12 protein-coding genes are annotated in these 17,350 nt (G+C 33.3%); 11 read left to right on the top strand and 1 reads right to left on the bottom strand.

Annotated elements, in window-relative coordinates:
- Positions 1-54: 54 nt before the first annotated feature.
- Positions 55-3,267, bottom strand: a complete 3,213-nt coding sequence (gene ccsA, locus Q7C23_RS05335) for a cytochrome c biogenesis protein CcsA (RefSeq protein WP_375031533.1) — start codon at positions 3,265-3,267, stop codon at positions 55-57.
- 304 nt (positions 3,268-3,571) lie between these two features.
- Here ccsA and Q7C23_RS05330 point away from each other — a divergent pair, with 304 nt between their 5' ends.
- From Q7C23_RS05330 to Q7C23_RS05280, 11 genes are all read left to right on the top strand, one after another.
- Complete coding sequence (locus Q7C23_RS05330; RefSeq protein WP_375031532.1) at positions 3,572-5,260, top strand: glycoside hydrolase family 28 protein; 1,689 nt, start codon at positions 3,572-3,574, stop codon at positions 5,258-5,260.
- 153 nt (positions 5,261-5,413) lie between these two features.
- The gene (locus tag Q7C23_RS05325) at positions 5,414-6,175 is read left to right on the top strand and encodes a Rossmann-like and DUF2520 domain-containing protein (RefSeq protein WP_375031531.1); all 762 of its coding nucleotides are present in this window, start codon (positions 5,414-5,416) and stop codon (positions 6,173-6,175) included.
- Positions 6,159-6,686: a KdsC family phosphatase gene (locus tag Q7C23_RS05320; protein WP_375031530.1), complete on the top strand. Its 528-nt coding sequence runs from the start codon at positions 6,159-6,161 to the stop codon at positions 6,684-6,686. The genes Q7C23_RS05325 and Q7C23_RS05320 overlap by 17 nt, the downstream gene beginning before the upstream one ends.
- A gap of 67 nt (positions 6,687-6,753) precedes the next feature.
- The gene (locus tag Q7C23_RS05315) at positions 6,754-7,680 is read left to right on the top strand and encodes a geranylgeranylglycerol-phosphate geranylgeranyltransferase (RefSeq protein WP_375031529.1); all 927 of its coding nucleotides are present in this window, start codon (positions 6,754-6,756) and stop codon (positions 7,678-7,680) included.
- Positions 7,673-8,257, top strand: coding sequence for a Maf-like protein (locus tag Q7C23_RS05310; protein ID WP_375031528.1), 585 nt, complete (start codon positions 7,673-7,675; stop codon positions 8,255-8,257). Before Q7C23_RS05315 ends, Q7C23_RS05310 begins: the two co-directional genes overlap by 8 nt.
- Before the next feature lie 11 nt (positions 8,258-8,268).
- Positions 8,269-8,799, top strand: a complete 531-nt coding sequence (locus Q7C23_RS05305) for a mechanosensitive ion channel domain-containing protein (RefSeq protein ID WP_375031527.1) — start codon at positions 8,269-8,271, stop codon at positions 8,797-8,799.
- 116 nt (positions 8,800-8,915) lie between these two features.
- Complete coding sequence (locus tag Q7C23_RS05300; RefSeq protein WP_375031526.1) at positions 8,916-10,031, top strand: AI-2E family transporter; 1,116 nt, start codon at positions 8,916-8,918, stop codon at positions 10,029-10,031.
- 71 nt (positions 10,032-10,102) lie between these two features.
- Entirely contained in the window at positions 10,103-11,935 is a 1,833-nt protein-coding gene (locus tag Q7C23_RS05295) for a hypothetical protein (protein ID WP_375031525.1), read from the top strand.
- 194 nt (positions 11,936-12,129) lie between these two features.
- Positions 12,130-12,654: a hypothetical protein gene (locus Q7C23_RS05290; RefSeq protein ID WP_375031524.1), complete on the top strand. Its 525-nt coding sequence runs from the start codon at positions 12,130-12,132 to the stop codon at positions 12,652-12,654.
- A 219-nt stretch (positions 12,655-12,873) separates the two neighbouring features.
- Positions 12,874-14,502, top strand: a complete 1,629-nt coding sequence (locus Q7C23_RS05285; RefSeq protein WP_375031523.1) for an LVIVD repeat-containing protein — start codon at positions 12,874-12,876, stop codon at positions 14,500-14,502.
- Positions 14,503-14,702: 200 nt separating this feature from the next.
- Positions 14,703-17,234 (top strand): PIG-L family deacetylase, encoded by a 2,532-nt coding sequence (locus tag Q7C23_RS05280; RefSeq protein WP_375031522.1) that lies wholly within the window; start codon positions 14,703-14,705, stop codon positions 17,232-17,234.
- Positions 17,235-17,350: the final 116 nt, after the last annotated feature.

Here is a 17,350-nt window from a genome sequence, read left to right as displayed (position 1 = left end):
TCAACATTACGTTGAACCTTTTTTTATGAATTAATAATTACCTTCGATAATTATCTATTTTTTGACTTTTTTAGTTTTATAATATTTGCTGTATTTTGGATAAGTAACAATTCCTATTAAAGTTATTGTTCCTAATGAATACCAAATCCAGCTTAATGAATGCGCTTCTCCACTTGCATAAGAGTGTAATCCAACTAAGTGAAAGTTCACTCCATAATAGGTAAACAAGATTGAAACAAAAGCATACATAGTCATTAAGTTAAAGAACCACTTTCCTCTCAAAGCAGGTACAAAACGAGCATGAATTACAAACGCATAAACCATAATAGAGATCAAAGCCCAGGTTTCTTTTGGATCCCATCCCCAGTAACGTCCCCAACTTTCGTTGGCCCATTGTCCTCCTAAGAAGTTACCAATAGTCAACATAATCAAGCCAATTGTAATTGACATTTCGTTGATATAGGTGATTTCTTTGATGTTTAGTTCCATTTTGGCTTTGTTCTTCTCATTGGTAAAGAAAATTAATACCAGGGCTACAAAACCTAAAATCATTCCAAGTGCTGTAGGTCCGTAACTTGCCACAATAACCGCAACGTGAATCATTAACCAATACGAATTCAAAACAGGTTGTAAATTTGCAATTTCAGGATCAACCCAGTTGGCGTTTGATGCCATGAAAATCATCGCCGTCACAAACGCTGCAGATGCCACTGTAAGCTTTGATTTTCTGTCAAAAGCCAATCCAAAGAACATTGTTGACCATGCCACATAAACAATTGCCTCATAAGCGTTACTCCACGGTGCGTGTCCTGAGATATACCAACGAGCGATTAGCGCTACTGTATGAAGTGTAAATATTAGCCCAATTAAAATATGGAAACCATTTACTGTAATGCGTAAAAACTTTTTATCAAAGAAAATACTAAACAAAGTAAAAATCAACATTAAGATTCCTGACAGCGAATACCAATAAAACATTTTTGGTAAAATATTGTATTTGTTATACGCGATTTCAAGATCAATTTTCTCTTCACTTGGACGAACTTTACTTCCAAATTTCTTCTGAAATCCATCGATACTTTGGACTAATTCATCCGCAGTCTTAAAATCTTTAGAGATTGAACCATTATTAAGGGCACTGAAATACAATGGTAAAATTTGCTTCACATAAGTAGCATCCATTCCTTTTAATCCAGCATTCTCAATTTCTAAATAAGAAATCCATTTGTTGTTTGGATCATTTGGAATCGGAAAAATTCTCAAAATACTACCACTTAGCGCAGATTCCATTAAATTAACTTTTTTATCGGTTTCAATAAAATCCTTCTCAAAACTATTTGGATTGGCTGCTTTGTAAGCTGCATCTAAATAAGGAGAAAGCTTATAATTACCGTTTTCATCAAAAAACTTTACAAACGGAGCTAATTTTGCTTTTCTGTCAACACCAATGATCTTACGAATACTATCATCTTTTGTATTAAGATAAATAATAGGAACTTGTATCCAAACCTGAGCATATTGTGTCATAGACAAAAATACCTGATCAGAATTCATTCCGTTATAGTTATCATCATGGCTTACTTTTCTCAATAACTCAGATGAAAAAGTATTAATAGGTTTCATTCTACCACCTGCATCCTGAATAATCAAACGCCCAAATTTGGCTGCATGCTCTTTCGGAGCTTTGTAGATTGATAATAACGAATCTAGTTGTTTCTGGCTTGGTGGCGCTGTAACATGATTGGCATGATCGTTTGGATCTGCGGTTTGATTATGGTCATGTCCTGGTGTATGAACGTGTGGTGCCTGAGCAAAACCACTTAGACCGATCATTAAAACCAAAATAGTAATTAACTTTTCTTTTTTCTCTTTTACTTTTTCAAGTTTTCTCTTTAAATCTGTAAAACGAGAACCTTTTGTAAACATAATCGCCATTAAACCGAAGAATAACATAAAATAGCCTAAATAAGTAATTGAAGTTCCCCAGAAATCATGGTTTACAGATAAAATGGTTCCTTTTTCATCCGGATCAAATCCTGATTGAAAAAAACGATATCCTTTATGATCCAAAACGTGATTCATATAAATGCGGGCGTCAAAAGTTTCAGATGAATCCTGAACGGTTACTTTACTTTCAAAAGCAGAATAACTTTTCTCTGTTCCTGGGTATTTGGTTGCAATAAAATCATTCAGCCTAATTTTGAAAGGTGTAATATAGGCTTTACTTCCGTAGAATAAAGTATAATCAATCTTACCTATTTTAACTGATTTTGGCTCTCCAATTTTACCTTTTGCACCCAAAAGTGTAATTTCTTTTTCCTGACCATCTGCTTTTAATTTTACGACTAAGGCGTCGTCATGATTTTTAGCTTTAAAATCATTATTTGATTCATAAGCAATAGTTCCTTTTACAGCAGGATCCGGAAAAACGATTCTAATATCACCAATACTATATAATGAACGCATCATTAAAGGCTGTACGTTATCTTTTGTTACAGATCCTTTCAATTTATCAGCCATTCGCATAAATTCCCCTTCGAATGGTGTCTGAATGGTATATTTTTCTCCCGTCGTGTTAATATTGATAGCTCCGTCTGTGGGTTTATTCAAAGCAAACAAAACATTGTGAATGTTTTGAACTTCTCCTTCTTTAAGAAAATGTTCCTCACGTCCGCCCTCTCCCGCTTCAACTAATTTTAAATATAATATTCCGTTTGGATCTGGTTTTACCATTTCTTTTGCTCCCAAAATATAGTTTGAATAGGAAACTTCAAAGGGAGTTTCGTCAAATTTACCTGAAAGTGAAAAATCGTTATTCGTTACAGGAGATAACAACAGGTTTTTTTCAAAAACCCTGCGTTTCATTTCTCCTTTATATTCTCCATCAGCAAAAACAGTTAAAAATGTTTTTTCAGAAAGAATCTGGTTTTCTGCCGCACCTTCGCGAATTGGCATTACACCCTCATAGCTAATATAACGTGTAATAAAAGCCCCTAAAAGAATAAAAATAAAAGCAATGTGCAGTAATAAAGTTGCCCATTTTTCCTTTTTTAATAATTGGTAACGTTTGATGTTTCCGAAGAAGTTGATCATAAAGAAGACCATTATAGCCTCGAACCACCATGTATTGTAAATTAAAATTCTGGCAGTATCTGTATTGTACTTACTTTCGATAAAAGTTCCAATACCCATTGCAATTGCAAATGTTAAAAAAAGAACGGCCATTAATCGTGTAGAAAACAAAAAAGAGAATATTTTTTTATCCATTTCTGAGGAATTATATTGTATAAAAGTGCCACAAAAGTACTTAAAAATGTTGAGTTCCTATATTTGGCTTTTGTTAATAAAAACCAAAAAGACACTAGCCCGATCTTTAACTTTCATTAACAATCAGGAATTAAATAGAATTGCATAATCTCTTTGATAGTAAATATTTTTTATTAGATTTGTGTAATCGATTACATTTTAGATTTGTTTTTTTGTAGCGATTTTTTTTTCATTATAATTAAAAAGCAGAACTGATTAATAAGAATTGTTTTTACTAACAACCAACCTTCATATAATTAAAAGCATGAACACCAAACCAACAAATTTATTCTGTATAGCACTAACTGTTTTGTTATCCCACTGGTCAGCTAATACAGTTGCCCAAAATTTAAAATCGTACGATTCTTATGAAAATATTGAATTTAAAATGGTCAAAATTCAGGAGCCAAAAATTCCCAACAACATAGTAAACATTAAAGATTTTGGTGCTGTTAACGGTGGTTTAATTTTAAACACTACGGCTTTTGCCGATGCTATAGATGCCGTTACAAAAAGAGGTGGAGGAAAAGTCATTATTCCGCCTGGAATCTGGCTTACAGGTCCTATTATCTTAAAAAGTAATATTGAATTACATGCAGAAACAGGCGCATTGATTAAATTTTCGCCGGATAAAAATTTGTATCCAATTATTCAAACTAGTTTCGAAGGATTAAACACATGGCGCTGTATCTCCCCTATTTACGGCAAAAACCTTGAAAATATTGCCTTTACAGGAAATGGTGTTTGGGATGGTTCAGGAGAAGTTTGGCGTCAGGTTAAAAAGAGTAAATTAACAGATAGTCAATGGAAACAGGTTATTGCTTCCGGCGGGGTTTTAAATGAGAAAAAAGATACCTGGTATCCATCTGTAACTTTTATGAAAGCAGCTGTTGGAGCGGACCAAAATATACGTCTTGATTTAAAAACGAAAGAAGATTTTGAAGCTATTCATGATTTTCTTCGTCCGGTATTGGTGAGTATTCAAAATAGTAAAAGAGTTCTTTTTGACGGACCTGTTTTTCAAAATTCACCAGCCTGGAATATTCATCCTTTAATGGTAGAAGATTTAATCGTTCGTAATGTTACCGTTAGAAATCCCTGGTATTCTCAGAACGGAGACGGACTTGACGTTGAATCCTGCAAAAATGTATTGGTAGAAAACTCCAGTTTTGATGTTGGCGATGATGCGATTTGCATTAAATCAGGAAAAGACAAAGATGGTCGTGAAAGAGGTATTCCATGCGAAAATATTATCGTAAAAAATAATATCGTATATCACGGTCACGGTGGCATAACTGTAGGAAGTGAAATGTCCGGAGGCGTAAAAAACCTTCATGTTTCAAACTGTACTTTTATTGGAACTGATGTCGGTCTGCGTTTTAAAAGTACTCGCGGACGCGGCGGAATCGTTGAAAATATTTTTATTTCAGATATCTATATGACCGATATTCCATCACAGGCCATTTCTTTTGATCTTTATTATGGAGGAAAATCCATTGCTGAAACGTTGGCTGAAGGCGGAACTAAAATCAATACCAAAGTTGTTCCGGTAAACGAAGAAACACCTCAGTTTAAAAACATAGTGATCAAAAACATTACGATTAAAGGTGCTCAACAGGCTGTGTTTTTACAAGGTTTACCTGAAATGAACCTTCAAAATATAGAACTTTGTAATTTGATTATTTCAGCTGAAAAGGGTTTTTCTATAATTGATGCCAGCGGAATTAAAATTACAAACGCGAAATTAGATATCCAAAGCCCGTCAATATTCGAAATTTATAATGGTAAAAATATGATTTTAAAAGATGTTGAATTCAACTCTTCTTCGCCAAAAGCAGTTACAATTGATGGTGCTGCGAGTGAAAATATTGAATTAATTTCTTCTAAAAAAACAGATTTTACTACCAAAACCACACTAAGTGAAAATGTTTCAAAAGGAGCTGTAAAACTTTAAATACACTAAAATTCAGAATAAACCCGTTACTTATAATTAGTTAAGTAACGGGTTTTTCTTTTGTATAAAAATTAAGGCAATCAGGTCGCTTTTAAACGAAAGACTAACGAGACAAAACCAATCTACTTTAAAAAATAATCTTAATTTTGCCATATGATTCAAATAACAATAATTGGTTCCGGAAATGTTGCGCAGCATTTGATAAAAGCTTTCGCTAAAAGTGAAGCTGTAGAAATTGCACAGGTATTTTCGCGAAAAAAGGAAAAATTAAGTTCCTTTATTGAATTTGACAAAATTGTTAGCGATTATCAGGATCTAAAAGAAGCTGATCTGTATATTATTGCAGTTACAGATAACGCCATTGCTGACGTTTCACAACAATTACCTTTTAACAATCAACTTGTCGTTCATACTTCAGGAACTGCTTCTATTGAAACTTTAGATGATAAAAACCGAAAAGGCGTATTTTATCCCCTTCAAACTTTTTCAAAAAATAAGGAAATTGATTTTTCTATAATCCCAATATGTTTGGAAGCCGATAATACATTTGATTTTCGTGTTTTAGAAACCGTTGCAAAAAGCATTTCAAGAGCTGTTTTTCCAATAAATTCAGAACAACGTAAGGCATTGCATGTTGCAGCTGTCTTTGTAAACAATTTCACGAATCATTTATATCAGATTGGTCAGGAAATTTGCGAAGAGAATCAGGTTTCATTCGATATTTTAAAACCGCTGATTCAGGAAACTGCCGAAAAAATAACAACTTTAGATCCAATTGATGCCCAAACCGGACCTGCAAAACGCAATGATTCGATTACAATTGAGGCTCATTTAGAGTATTTAACCAATGAAAATCAAAAAAATATTTATAAAATACTAACACAATCAATACAGCATAATGGCAAAAAGTTATAAAGAAATAATGAATGACATCACCACTTTTATTTTTGATGTTGATGGCGTACTTACAGACAGTTCGGTTTTTGTAACCAATGAAGGAGAAATTCTTCGCACAATGAATATTCGTGATGGTTACGCTATGAAAGCGGCTGTAGAAAGTGGCTATAATGTCTGCGTTATTTCTGGAGGAAGCAATGAGGGTGTTCGCGTGAGGCTTCGTAATTTAGGAATTACAGACATTCATTTAGGAACTCCGGATAAAGTACTAACCTTTAAAGAATACACTGATCTTCATAGTATTAAACCAGAACAAGTATTATACATGGGTGATGATATTCCGGATTATCATGTAATGAAATTAGTAGGATTACCTGCCTGTCCGCAAGATGCAAGTCCGGAAATTAAAAATATTTGCCGTTATATCTCGCATGTAAAAGGCGGAAGAGGCGCTGCACGTGACGTAATTGAACAAGTAATGAAAGTACAAGGGAAATGGATGGAACATTTTAGTGGAAAACACGACTAATAATGGTTAATTATGAATTGTAAATTATTAATTCAATAAAAGAACATAACCTTAGAACCTTCAAGAAATGAAATACCTCAAACTCATTCGATACCAAAACCTACTAATGCTTGCTTTTATGCAGCTTTTATTTCGTTACTCATTTTTAAAGCAAAATAATACTCCATTAGCCTTAGCCGACTGGCAATATGGCTTATTAGTTTTAAGTACTGTTTTATTGGCTGCTGCGGGATATGTAATCAATAATATTTTTGATGTTGCATCAGATACGATCAATAAACCAAATGATGTCGTTATTGGAAAAGGAATTTCTGAAACCAGCGCTTATAATATCTATTTTGGATTAAATATTACCGGCGTTGCGATTGGTTTTTATTTATCTAATGTAATCATGCGACCTGGTTTTGCCACTATTTTTATTTTGATTGCTTCTTTGCTTTATTTTTATTCAACAACCTTAAAACAGATCATGCTTTTAGGGAATTTTGTAGTTGCATTGTTATTGGCATTAAGCGTTATTATAATTGGCGTTTTTGATATTTTCCCAGCGACAAACGTGGACAATCAAGCGCAAATGGCGAGCCTGTTTTCTATTTTAATTGATTATGCTTTGTTTGCTTTTATGATTAATTTTACCCGTGAAATAGTTAAAGATATTGAAGATGTAAATGGCGATTACAATCAAGGAATGAATACGTTACCTATTGCTATTGGTATTAGTAGAGCCGCAAAAATAGCATTGGGGTTTGCGATTATTCCCTTTATACTATCGTTGCTTTATATCAATAAATATTTCATGGAAAACGATCTTTTTATTGTTACGCTGTATGCTTTTGCTTTTGTTTTGGCTCCACTTTTATATTTCATTGTAAAAATATTTGGCGCCAAATCTCAAAAGGAATTTCACCATTTGAGTACCGTTTTAAAATTGATTTTGCTTTTCGGGATTTTATCAATTCTGGTTATCACCTTAAATATTAAGTACAATGCTTAAAGAAAAATTAAAAAAATATACTATAATTCTGGCTTCGGGTTCACCACGCAGACAGCAATTTTTCAAGGATTTAAATCTGGATTTCGAAATAAGACTGAAAGATATCGAAGAAATTTATCCGCCAGAATTAAAAGGGGTTGAAATCACTGATTTTCTATCTGAATTGAAAGCAAGTGCATTTGAGGGCGAACTTAAAGACAATGAAATATTAGTAACCAGTGACACGATAGTATGGCATGAGGGAAAAGCTTTAGGAAAACCTAAAAGTGCTGAGGAAGCTTTTGAAATGATCAAATCGATGTCTAATGCTACTCACGAAGTAATTACTTCGGTTTGTTTTAAAACTAACACTACTTCTACTCTATTACATGATACGACTAAAGTAACTTTTAATGATTTATCAGATGAAGCTATTTTATATTATATAGAAAACTATAAACCTTATGATAAAGCAGGTGCTTACGGAATTCAGGAATGGTTTGGTTTTATGGCAGTTGCAAAAGTTGAAGGTTCTTATACCAATGTTATGGGCTTGCCAACAGCAAAAGTTTATGAATATTTGAGTACTTTAGTGTAAAATATTAAAGTATGTTTTCTTTTAAAGAATATAGCCAGGAACTATTAGCTACGGGAATCCTTCTTTTGGCACTGGTTGCATTACGTATTATTATAGCGAAATTAATCAGACGTTATGCAAGCACAAGTCAGTTATTAGAACATCGAACCAACCTTGTAATCAAATACATTCATTTACTAATGAATATCTTGGTGGCGATAAGTTTGATTGTTATTTGGGGAGTTGATACTAAAGATCTTTTCATCACTATTTCTTCGATTGCAACAGTAATTGGAGTTGCTATGTTTGCGCAATGGTCTATTCTGAGTAATATTACTTCCGGAATGATTTTATTCTTCTCTTTTCCTTTCAGAATTGGCGACACGATCAAAATTCACGATAAAGATTTTCCAATTGAAGCTGAAATTGAAGACATTAGTGCTTTTCATGTTAATTTAAAGACCAAAGAAGGCGAAAAAATCATTTTTCCGAATAACCTTTTACTTCAAAAAGGAATTTCAATAATGCCGGTACAATACGAAGACAAGGAGTTTTTCGATTAAGTTTGAATGGGAATTTTGTAACGTTAGTAAAGAAACTTAGAACGGTATTTGTCTAAAAAAAAAGGAACTTTGTTTAGATCTAATTCAGATTTCTAAACCTAATTTCTATAACCAAAATGATCCGTTCAATAAAATTGCCATTTTATGCCAAACTTTCCCTTATACTTGTAAGTTTAATTTGTTTTGTTGTAATATTCTGCTTCGGAAAAGACATTATTACACCTGTGTTAATGGCTTTTTTATTCGCCGTTTTACTACTTCCTGTTTTTACATTATTAAATGTTAGGTTTAAGTTTCCGAGGCATCTTGCAGCCATACTATCTGTTCTTATGTTTGCCGCATTTATTGCCGGAATTTTAGTTTTTATATCGTACCAGGTAAAAGATATTGCCAATGACTTTGAAGCTATTAAGAAAAATACCAATTATTTTATCACTGAGGTACATAAATTTGTAAAGGATAATTTTCATATAAGCATTGGAGAACAAAAAAAATACCTGGACACTGTAACAAAAGATTCCGTTAAAAATAGTGGTGCCGGTACTGTTGGTTCAGCAATATTATCTTTTACAGATCTACTATTAGATTGCACGATCATTCCTATCTACACCTTTTTATTTCTTCTCTATAAAGATCATTTTATTCTTTTTTTAGCCAAATTAGTCAACAAGGAAAACCATTTAGCCTTAAAAGATATTTTATCACAAATTAAAGTTTCAATAAACAATTACATTGTTAGTTTATTACTAGAGATGGTTGTCGTTTCTATTCTAACAGGTCTGGGTCTTTGGATTGTTGGCGTGAAGTATTTTATTCTGCTGGGCTTAATAACCGGAATTTTAAATTTGATACCTTATATCGGAATAACAATTGCTGGTGTAATAACACTGTTAGCTTCTTTAACCGGAACACCAGAAACTTCAATGATTTTAAGTATTTTGCTTGTTAATGTTGTGGTGCAATTAATTGATAATAATCTACTCGTGCCGTTAATAATTAATTCCAAAGTAGAAATCAATGCTTTTGTGTCTATTATGGGAATTATTATTGGAGGTTCTGCAGCTGGAATCTCAGGTATGTTTTTGGCAATTCCATTATTAGCGATTCTAAAAATTATTTTTGAACGAATCGAATCCTTAGAACCATGGGGCTATTTGATGGGAAACCATATGCCCAGAAAATTTACGTGGCGAATTAGAAAAGCTAAAATTGAAGCTAATCCAAATCAATAACGAGGATATTACTCTTATTTTATTTATATTCATGCAAAAATCACTTTCATACTATAGCAAAAAATACCTGAATGTCTCAAATTAAAAAAATAGTGTTTCTTATATTATTCTGCTTTTGTGTGCAAATTACTCAAGCTCAGGACACTACTAAAAAAGAAGACAGTAAAACAAAAAAAGATACAACTGAGTTGTATACAAAAATTAGAAATTACTCCAAGAAAAATAAGTTTACACAAACGCTGCATAAACTTTTATTCAGAAGTAAAAAGCCCCGAAAAAAAGACGATCTTATTATTCCACATGATTCTGCCGACTATAATGGAAAAATCATCAGAAAAATAAATATCATTACTTTAGATCCGTTTGGACATTCTCTCACTGATACAACTCAGGTGCCAAAAAATTGGGGAGAAAGAACGGGAAACAGACTGCATCTAAAAACGAAAAGAATTGCTATTACAAACCTATTATTATTCAGAAGAAATTCTGTTTACGACAGTTATAAAGTACAGGAATCTGAGCGTTTAATTCGTGCTCAGAAGTACGTAACAGCAGTTCGGGTAACACATGAACTGGTTGGTACAGCTTCTGATTCTGTTGATGTTACTATTCGTGTTTTAGATTCCTGGAGCACAATTCCGAAATTTTCAATTTCCAGTAATCAGGTTTCTGTTGGATTTAAAGAGAAAGATTTTTTCGGATCTGGTCAACAACTAGAATACCGTTTTACGAATCGTTTTGATGACGGCCGAAATGGGAATGACGTAACCTATACTGTTCCCAATATTAAAAACACTTATATTGGGGCGACATTCCATTACAATATTGATCTTGACAATAATTATTCTAAAACAATAAACGTTGAACGTCTCTTCTACTCTCCCTTAACCAAATGGGCCGGCGGAGTGTATGTTGGGCAAAACTTCAGGAAAGATTCTTTACAGGCGCCTGATAATTCATATCAATTTCAGCCTTTCAAATATAATTTTCACGATTTTTGGGCAGGAAAAGCAACTAAAGTATTTGAAACCGAGAATGCTGGTATCACTAATTTGATAGTTTCGGCACGTTTTCTAAATGTAAATTATAGCGAAAGTCCATCTGATTTATATGATCCAACGAATTTTTATTCGGATGAAAAATTAATCCTGTCCGGAATTGGGCTGAATACCAGAAAATTTATCAAAGACAGTTATATTTTTAGAAACGGACAAACAGAAGATGTTCCTATTGGCCGAATTTATGGAATTACCCTCGGTTATCAATATAAAAACACATTTTGGCGACCGTATATAGGCGGACAATTTTCCTTTGGAAACTATTACAGATGGGGATTCTTCAGTACTAATTTTGAAGCAGGTACTTTTTTCCATCAATCCAAAACCTACGAAACGGCATTTGCAATCGAAAGTAATTATTTTACAAAACTATATAGTATCGGAAAATGGAAACTAAGACAATTTGTTAATCCGAGGATTGTTATTGGCGTAAATCGTGAAGATATTGTGGGCGATCAATTAAATATAAACGAGAGAAATGGATTAGCAGGCTTTAACAGCGCCATATACGGAACGGATAAAATGGTCTTGTCTCTTCAGACTCAAACTTATTCTCCTTATGCACTTTGGGGATTCCGCATGAATCCGTTCTTTAATTATTCAATTGCAGTTTTAGGAAGTCCAAATAATGCTATGGGACGTAACAAAGCCTATCAGAAAGTGACGCTTGGCTTACTAATCAGTAATGACTATTTAGTTTTCAGTTCTTTTCAATTGTCACTGTCATACTACCCTACTATTCCTTTTGATGGAGATAATGTTTTCAAAACCAATACTTTTGAAACCACAGATTATGGTTTACAAAGTTTTGAGCTTGGAAAGCCAAGGGTTGTGGATTACAAATAGGAATAAAAATATTTTTAATTTTATTTCATTTTTTAAACTCTTCAAAACAAATTAAAAATCAATCATTTACACAATACTTAGTATGCTCACAATCGTTAAAGTGTGCATTTTATCCGGCCAAATACATTTTGTTTTTATTTTTGGCACAGTATATGAATATCCCAAACAAGAGTAACATTAAAACTTAAAAAAAAATGAAAACAATAAAAATAGCAATCGCCGGATTATTTCTTTTGGTTGCAAATGCCACACAAGCCCAAGTATCAATTAATGTTAATATAGGAACACCACCAGCTTGGGGTCCTTCAGGATATGCTGAAATGGAATATTATTATTTGCCAGACATTGAAGCGTATTATGATGTAAGAGCATCACAATTCATTTATTTTGGTGGAGGAAGATGGGTTAGAACAACTTACTTACCAAGACAATATAGAAATTACGATTTGTACGGAGGTTATAAAGTAGTTTTGAATGATTACCACGGTAGAACTCCTTATGTATACTTTGATCGTCATAGAACAAGATATTACAAAGGATATCATGGTGCACCTCAAAGACCTTATAAACCAAGACCGGTTTATGGTTACAATGATCGTCATGATAATCATAAAAACTACAAACATTACAATAAGCACGATCGTCATGATCATGATGATCACCACGATCACCACGATAAGCACGATAAACATGATAATCACGGACATGGTCGTAGATAATAAATTGCTAAATAACTAATTTTCAACACAAAAGAGTATCAAAAATTTGATGCTCTTTTTTTATGCATGCATAGTACATCGGTAAAGCGTTAATATATTAAACATTTCGCATAAATACATGAAAAACAATATGTTAAGCTAAAACATCCTTAACAATTACCCAATTACACTACAATTATGACGTATCTTTGCAAAATATTTTAAACCAAAATTGAAACTATGAAGAAGAGCGTTTATTTGTTTTCGTTTCTAGCAATGTCACTTTTTACATTTTGTGATAATAATGATGACATTTCTATTGATAACCAGGCAAAAGAAAATAATATTCAAATCAATACTGATGTTACGTCTTTAAACAAAAGACTTGACCTTACAAATTCAGGCGTTATTACAATTACAAATGTTTCCACATCCAAATTATTAAAAAGCAGCCAGACAACTACTGATTTGCCTTTAGTACAAATTGCTGAAATAAATCCTCCGACAGATAGCAACGGACGAACTTTGCAGGCTAATCATGTAGCTGTAAACGGAAACTATGCTTATGTTGCTTATACTATGAGCGGTGATGTTTACTCCGGTGCAATTGATGTAATTGACGTTTCAGATCCTTACAAACCTAAATTAATTACATCGGCATTAATTGCTAATACAGATATTACATCTCTTACCTATTCTAACGGAAATTTAATAATTGCCGGAGCAACAGATATTGATAAAGATGCTACCCTAACAAACCCGTCAATTGTAATCAATATGCAATTGAGTTCAGGTTTGCTTACAGATAAATATACAATTAATAACCTTGAAGGAAAAGTTACAACCGATGTCACAGCAAATTCATCATCTTATTTTGCTGTAACCGGAGATGCCGGAAATTTATACAAAATCAACAGCTTATCTAAAGCCATTGCTGGAAAAGTTGCAATAGCAGATTTGCGTACTGTAGCTGTAAGTGGTGACAAAATTGTTACTTTAAGCGGAACTAAAGGTGTAAATATCTACAATGAATCAACTCTTGCTTTACAAAAAAGTTTTACAACGTCTACAGACGTTAGCGGAGCAAAAAGAACAGTAGATTTTGATGGTACAAAATTATTAGTTTCTGAAGGCTACAATGGTTTAGGTGTTTATGATATTAACAGTGGTTCTAAACTGCAAACTATTGGTTTAATTACCTCTGGAGAAGACAATGTTACCAATGCGGTTTCTGTAAACGATGGCTATGCTTTTGTTGCAAACGGTGCAGCAGGTTTAAATGTTTATCAATCAGCATCTCAACTTGGTTTAGTTGGAACTGTTGGAATTACAGGTTCATCAAACTATGTAAAATCAAGTGGTAATTATATTTATGTTGCCAGCGGAAAGGGTGGTTTGAAAATCATTAAGATGGAAAAACCAAACGCAACATTTGCAAACTGTTCTCAATACGGAACTTATAATCAGGGTCAGAATTTGATTTTAAATTCAAATGAAGTAAAATCATATTCAGGATCAACAGCAATTAGTTCTGTGATTGTTAATTCTGGTGGAATATTGACACATTGCGGATCTATAAGCGTTCAAAATACTTTGATCTTAAATAGTGGAGGAACTTTTAATATGAGAGGAACTTTAGCTCAGGGTAAATATCAACAACAAAATCCAACTGAACTTATTATCAATAGTAACGCTACATTGCAAATTGAAGGTTCAGTAGTAATTTGGGGAGATTTAAGATTAAATAGCGGTGCGAAAATCAACTTCATTGGAAACGATTCTTCAATTACAATTTACGGAAAAGCAACAAAAAATAGTGGTGTAACCATTACCGGAAACTATAAAGACACGGAAAACAAATTAAAATAATTTTCTCCAAGAAAATACCATATAATTTAAATTTTAGATTAATTCTCTTAAATGCTGCTAGATAAAATCTGGCAGCATTTTTTTTTGGAATAAATTTTGTTGAAAGAAATTCAATAACTAAACATTAACATTTCATTTAAATCGTGTTCAGCAATATAATTACTATTTTTGAACCTCTTTCCAAAACACCACAATACGCTATGCGAAAAATTCAGTTACAAATTCTCTTCTTTTTTTTAACCGGGATTTCTATTTCATTTGCACAACAACCACAAAAACCAAGTTCTGTTGAGATTTATAATCAAATAAAAAAACTTAACTTTTTAGGTTCTGTTTTATATGTGGCTGCACATCCTGATGATGAAAACACACGGTTAATTTCCTATATGGCAAATGAAATAAATGCCAGGACGGGTTATTTGTCATTGACTCGTGGCGACGGAGGTCAGAATTTAATTGGTCCGCAATTGCGTGAATTACTTGGTGTAATCAGAACACAAGAATTAATAGAAGCCCGAAAGATTGATGGCGGAGAACAGTTTTTTTCACGTGCAAACGACTTTGGATTTTCTAAAAATCCAGATGAAACTTTACAAATCTGGGATAAAGATAAAGTGCTTGCTGATGTCGTTTGGACTATCAGAAAATTTCAACCAGATGTAATTATTAATAGATTCGATCATCGTTCGCCGGGGACTACTCATGGGCATCATACATCATCGGCTATGTTGAGTGTGGAAAGTTTTAAATTGACAAATGATCCTAAAATATATCCAGAACAATTAAAATATGTAAAACCCTGGCAGGTTAAACGCCAATTTTTTAATCCATCATGGTGGTTTTATGGAAGTCAGGAAAAATTTGACGCGGCCAATAAATCAAAGTTTACCAGATTAGAAACGGGAGTTTATTACACCGGAATTGGAAAATCAAATCAGGAAATTGCCGCTTTAAGCAGAAGCCGTCATCAGTCTCAAGGTTTTGGAAGTACGGGAGCGCGTGGTGAAGAAACGGAGTATCTGGAACTCATTAATGGAGAATCTCCGATAGAAAGAGATAATTTATTTGATGGCATCGATACTTCATGGAACCGTGTTAAAAACGGAAAGCCAGTTGGGGATTTAATTTCTAAAATAATTTCAAAATACGATTTCACTAATCCTTCAGCAAGTATTCCTGACTTGATAAAAGCATATACAATGATTCAGGCTTTAGATGATGATCATTGGAAACCTCTAAAAACGGCAGCAATAAAAAACATAATAGCCTCATGTTCCGGTTTATATCTTGAAGCTGTCGCCAGCGAACAGGAAGCAACACCAGGAAGTACAATCAAACTGAGCCTTGAAGCAATTAACAGATGTTCGACTGAAATGCAATTGACAAGCGTTACTTCTTTACCAGATAACAAAACAACGATACAAAACAGTGTTTTAAAGAATAATAACAATCAGAAAAGTATTCTTCAAATTCAGCTTCCTGAAAATTTAGAATACACACAGCCCTACTGGCTTAAAGAAAAAGCAAGTGTTGGAATGTACACTGTTTCAAATCAGGAAAACATTGGAATTCCGGACATTATCAGAGAAGTAAAAGTGGTCTTCAATGTAAAAATCAATGGAGTTGAAATTCCGTTTGAAAGAACTGTTGTTTACAAATACAATGACGGCGTAAAAGGAGAAATGTACAATTTCCTTGATATTGTACCAGAAGTTACCACTTCAATTTCTGAAAAAGTCCTGATATTTAAAGATACCAAAAGCAAAATGATTCCGGTAAAAGTACGCGCTGGAAAAAATGCTATTACAGGGAATTTACAACTAGACTTACCAAAAAGCTGGGTAGTTTCGCCAAAACAGATTCCATTTTCTTTAACTAAAAAAGGAAGTGAACAAACGTTTTATTTTGAAGTTACTCCTCCTGTAAATCAGGAAGAAACTGTTGCTAAAGCAGTTGCTATTGTTGACAATAAGCGTTTTGATAAAGACGAAACTATTATTGATTACAGCCATATTACCAAACAAATGGTTTTAAAACCTGGTGAATCAAAATGCATTAGAATTGATTTAAAAACTTCAGGTGATGTTATTGCTTATATTATGGGTGCCGGTGATGAAGTACCCGAAAGTTTAGCTCAAATGGGCTATAAAGTTACCATTTTGAAACCCGAGGAAATTACACCTGAAAGACTAGATTCTTTTAGTACTGTTATTACAGGAGTTCGCGCTTACAATACGGTAAATGCTCTGGCTAACAAACAAAAGGTACTATTTGATTTTGTAAAAGGTGGAAAAAACATGATTGTACAGTATAATACTTCTGGAAAAATGGTAACAGATCAGATTGCGCCATATTCTTTGAAGGTTTCGAACGATCGTGTGACCGAAGAGAATGCCAAAGTAACCTTCTTAGCACCCAATCATCCAGTTTTAAATACACCAAATAAAATCAGTGAAAACGATTTTAAAGGCTGGACACAAGAGCAAGGTTTGTATTATCCAGACCAATATGATGCCGCCTTCACTCCTATTATTTCGTCTCACGATAAAGGAGAATCTGCTAAAGATGGTGCTTTATTAGTCGCGCCATACGGAAAAGGATATTATATTTACACTGGTTTAAGCTTTTTTAGAGAATTACCGGAAGGTGTTGCCGGAGCCTATAGATTGCTTTCGAATATCATTTCATTAAAACAACCTATTGAAGCGCCTAAACAAGAACTAAAGAAATAAAAATCGCAAAAAATGGAAGCTAAAAAACAAAAAAAATGGAAGAAAAGCTACACCTATGTTTTGGTAGCCAATGCCATTTACATCCTGATTTTTTTCTTAATCATGCAATTATACTC

Source organism: Flavobacterium sp. LAR06, assembly GCF_041946075.1.
In the GTDB taxonomy this organism is placed as follows: Bacteria; Bacteroidota; Bacteroidia; order Flavobacteriales; family Flavobacteriaceae; genus Flavobacterium.
This window is presented reverse-complemented; position numbering and strand designations above follow the sequence as displayed.

Bases quoted from the DNA above. Each gene is read 5' to 3' on its own strand.
- Q7C23_RS05285 (WP_375031523.1), top strand. From the start codon at position 12,874: ATGAAGAAGAGCGTTTATTTGTTTTCGTTTCTAGCAATGTCACTTTTT.
- Q7C23_RS05310 (WP_375031528.1), top strand. From the start codon at position 7,673: ATGCTTAAAGAAAAATTAAAAAAATATACTATAATTCTGGCTTCGGGT.
- Q7C23_RS05325 (WP_375031531.1), top strand. From the start codon at position 5,414: ATGATTCAAATAACAATAATTGGTTCCGGAAATGTTGCGCAGCATTTG.
- ccsA (WP_375031533.1), bottom strand. From the start codon at position 3,267: ATGGATAAAAAAATATTCTCTTTTTTGTTTTCTACACGATTAATGGCC.
- Q7C23_RS05300 (WP_375031526.1), top strand. From the start codon at position 8,916: ATGATCCGTTCAATAAAATTGCCATTTTATGCCAAACTTTCCCTTATA.
- Q7C23_RS05305 (WP_375031527.1), top strand. From the start codon at position 8,269: ATGTTTTCTTTTAAAGAATATAGCCAGGAACTATTAGCTACGGGAATC.
- Q7C23_RS05295 (WP_375031525.1), top strand. From the start codon at position 10,103: ATGTCTCAAATTAAAAAAATAGTGTTTCTTATATTATTCTGCTTTTGT.
- Q7C23_RS05280 (WP_375031522.1), top strand. From the start codon at position 14,703: ATGCGAAAAATTCAGTTACAAATTCTCTTCTTTTTTTTAACCGGGATT.
- Q7C23_RS05330 (WP_375031532.1), top strand. From the start codon at position 3,572: ATGAACACCAAACCAACAAATTTATTCTGTATAGCACTAACTGTTTTG.
- Q7C23_RS05320 (WP_375031530.1), top strand. From the start codon at position 6,159: ATGGCAAAAAGTTATAAAGAAATAATGAATGACATCACCACTTTTATT.
- Q7C23_RS05315 (WP_375031529.1), top strand. From the start codon at position 6,754: ATGAAATACCTCAAACTCATTCGATACCAAAACCTACTAATGCTTGCT.
- Q7C23_RS05290 (WP_375031524.1), top strand. From the start codon at position 12,130: ATGAAAACAATAAAAATAGCAATCGCCGGATTATTTCTTTTGGTTGCA.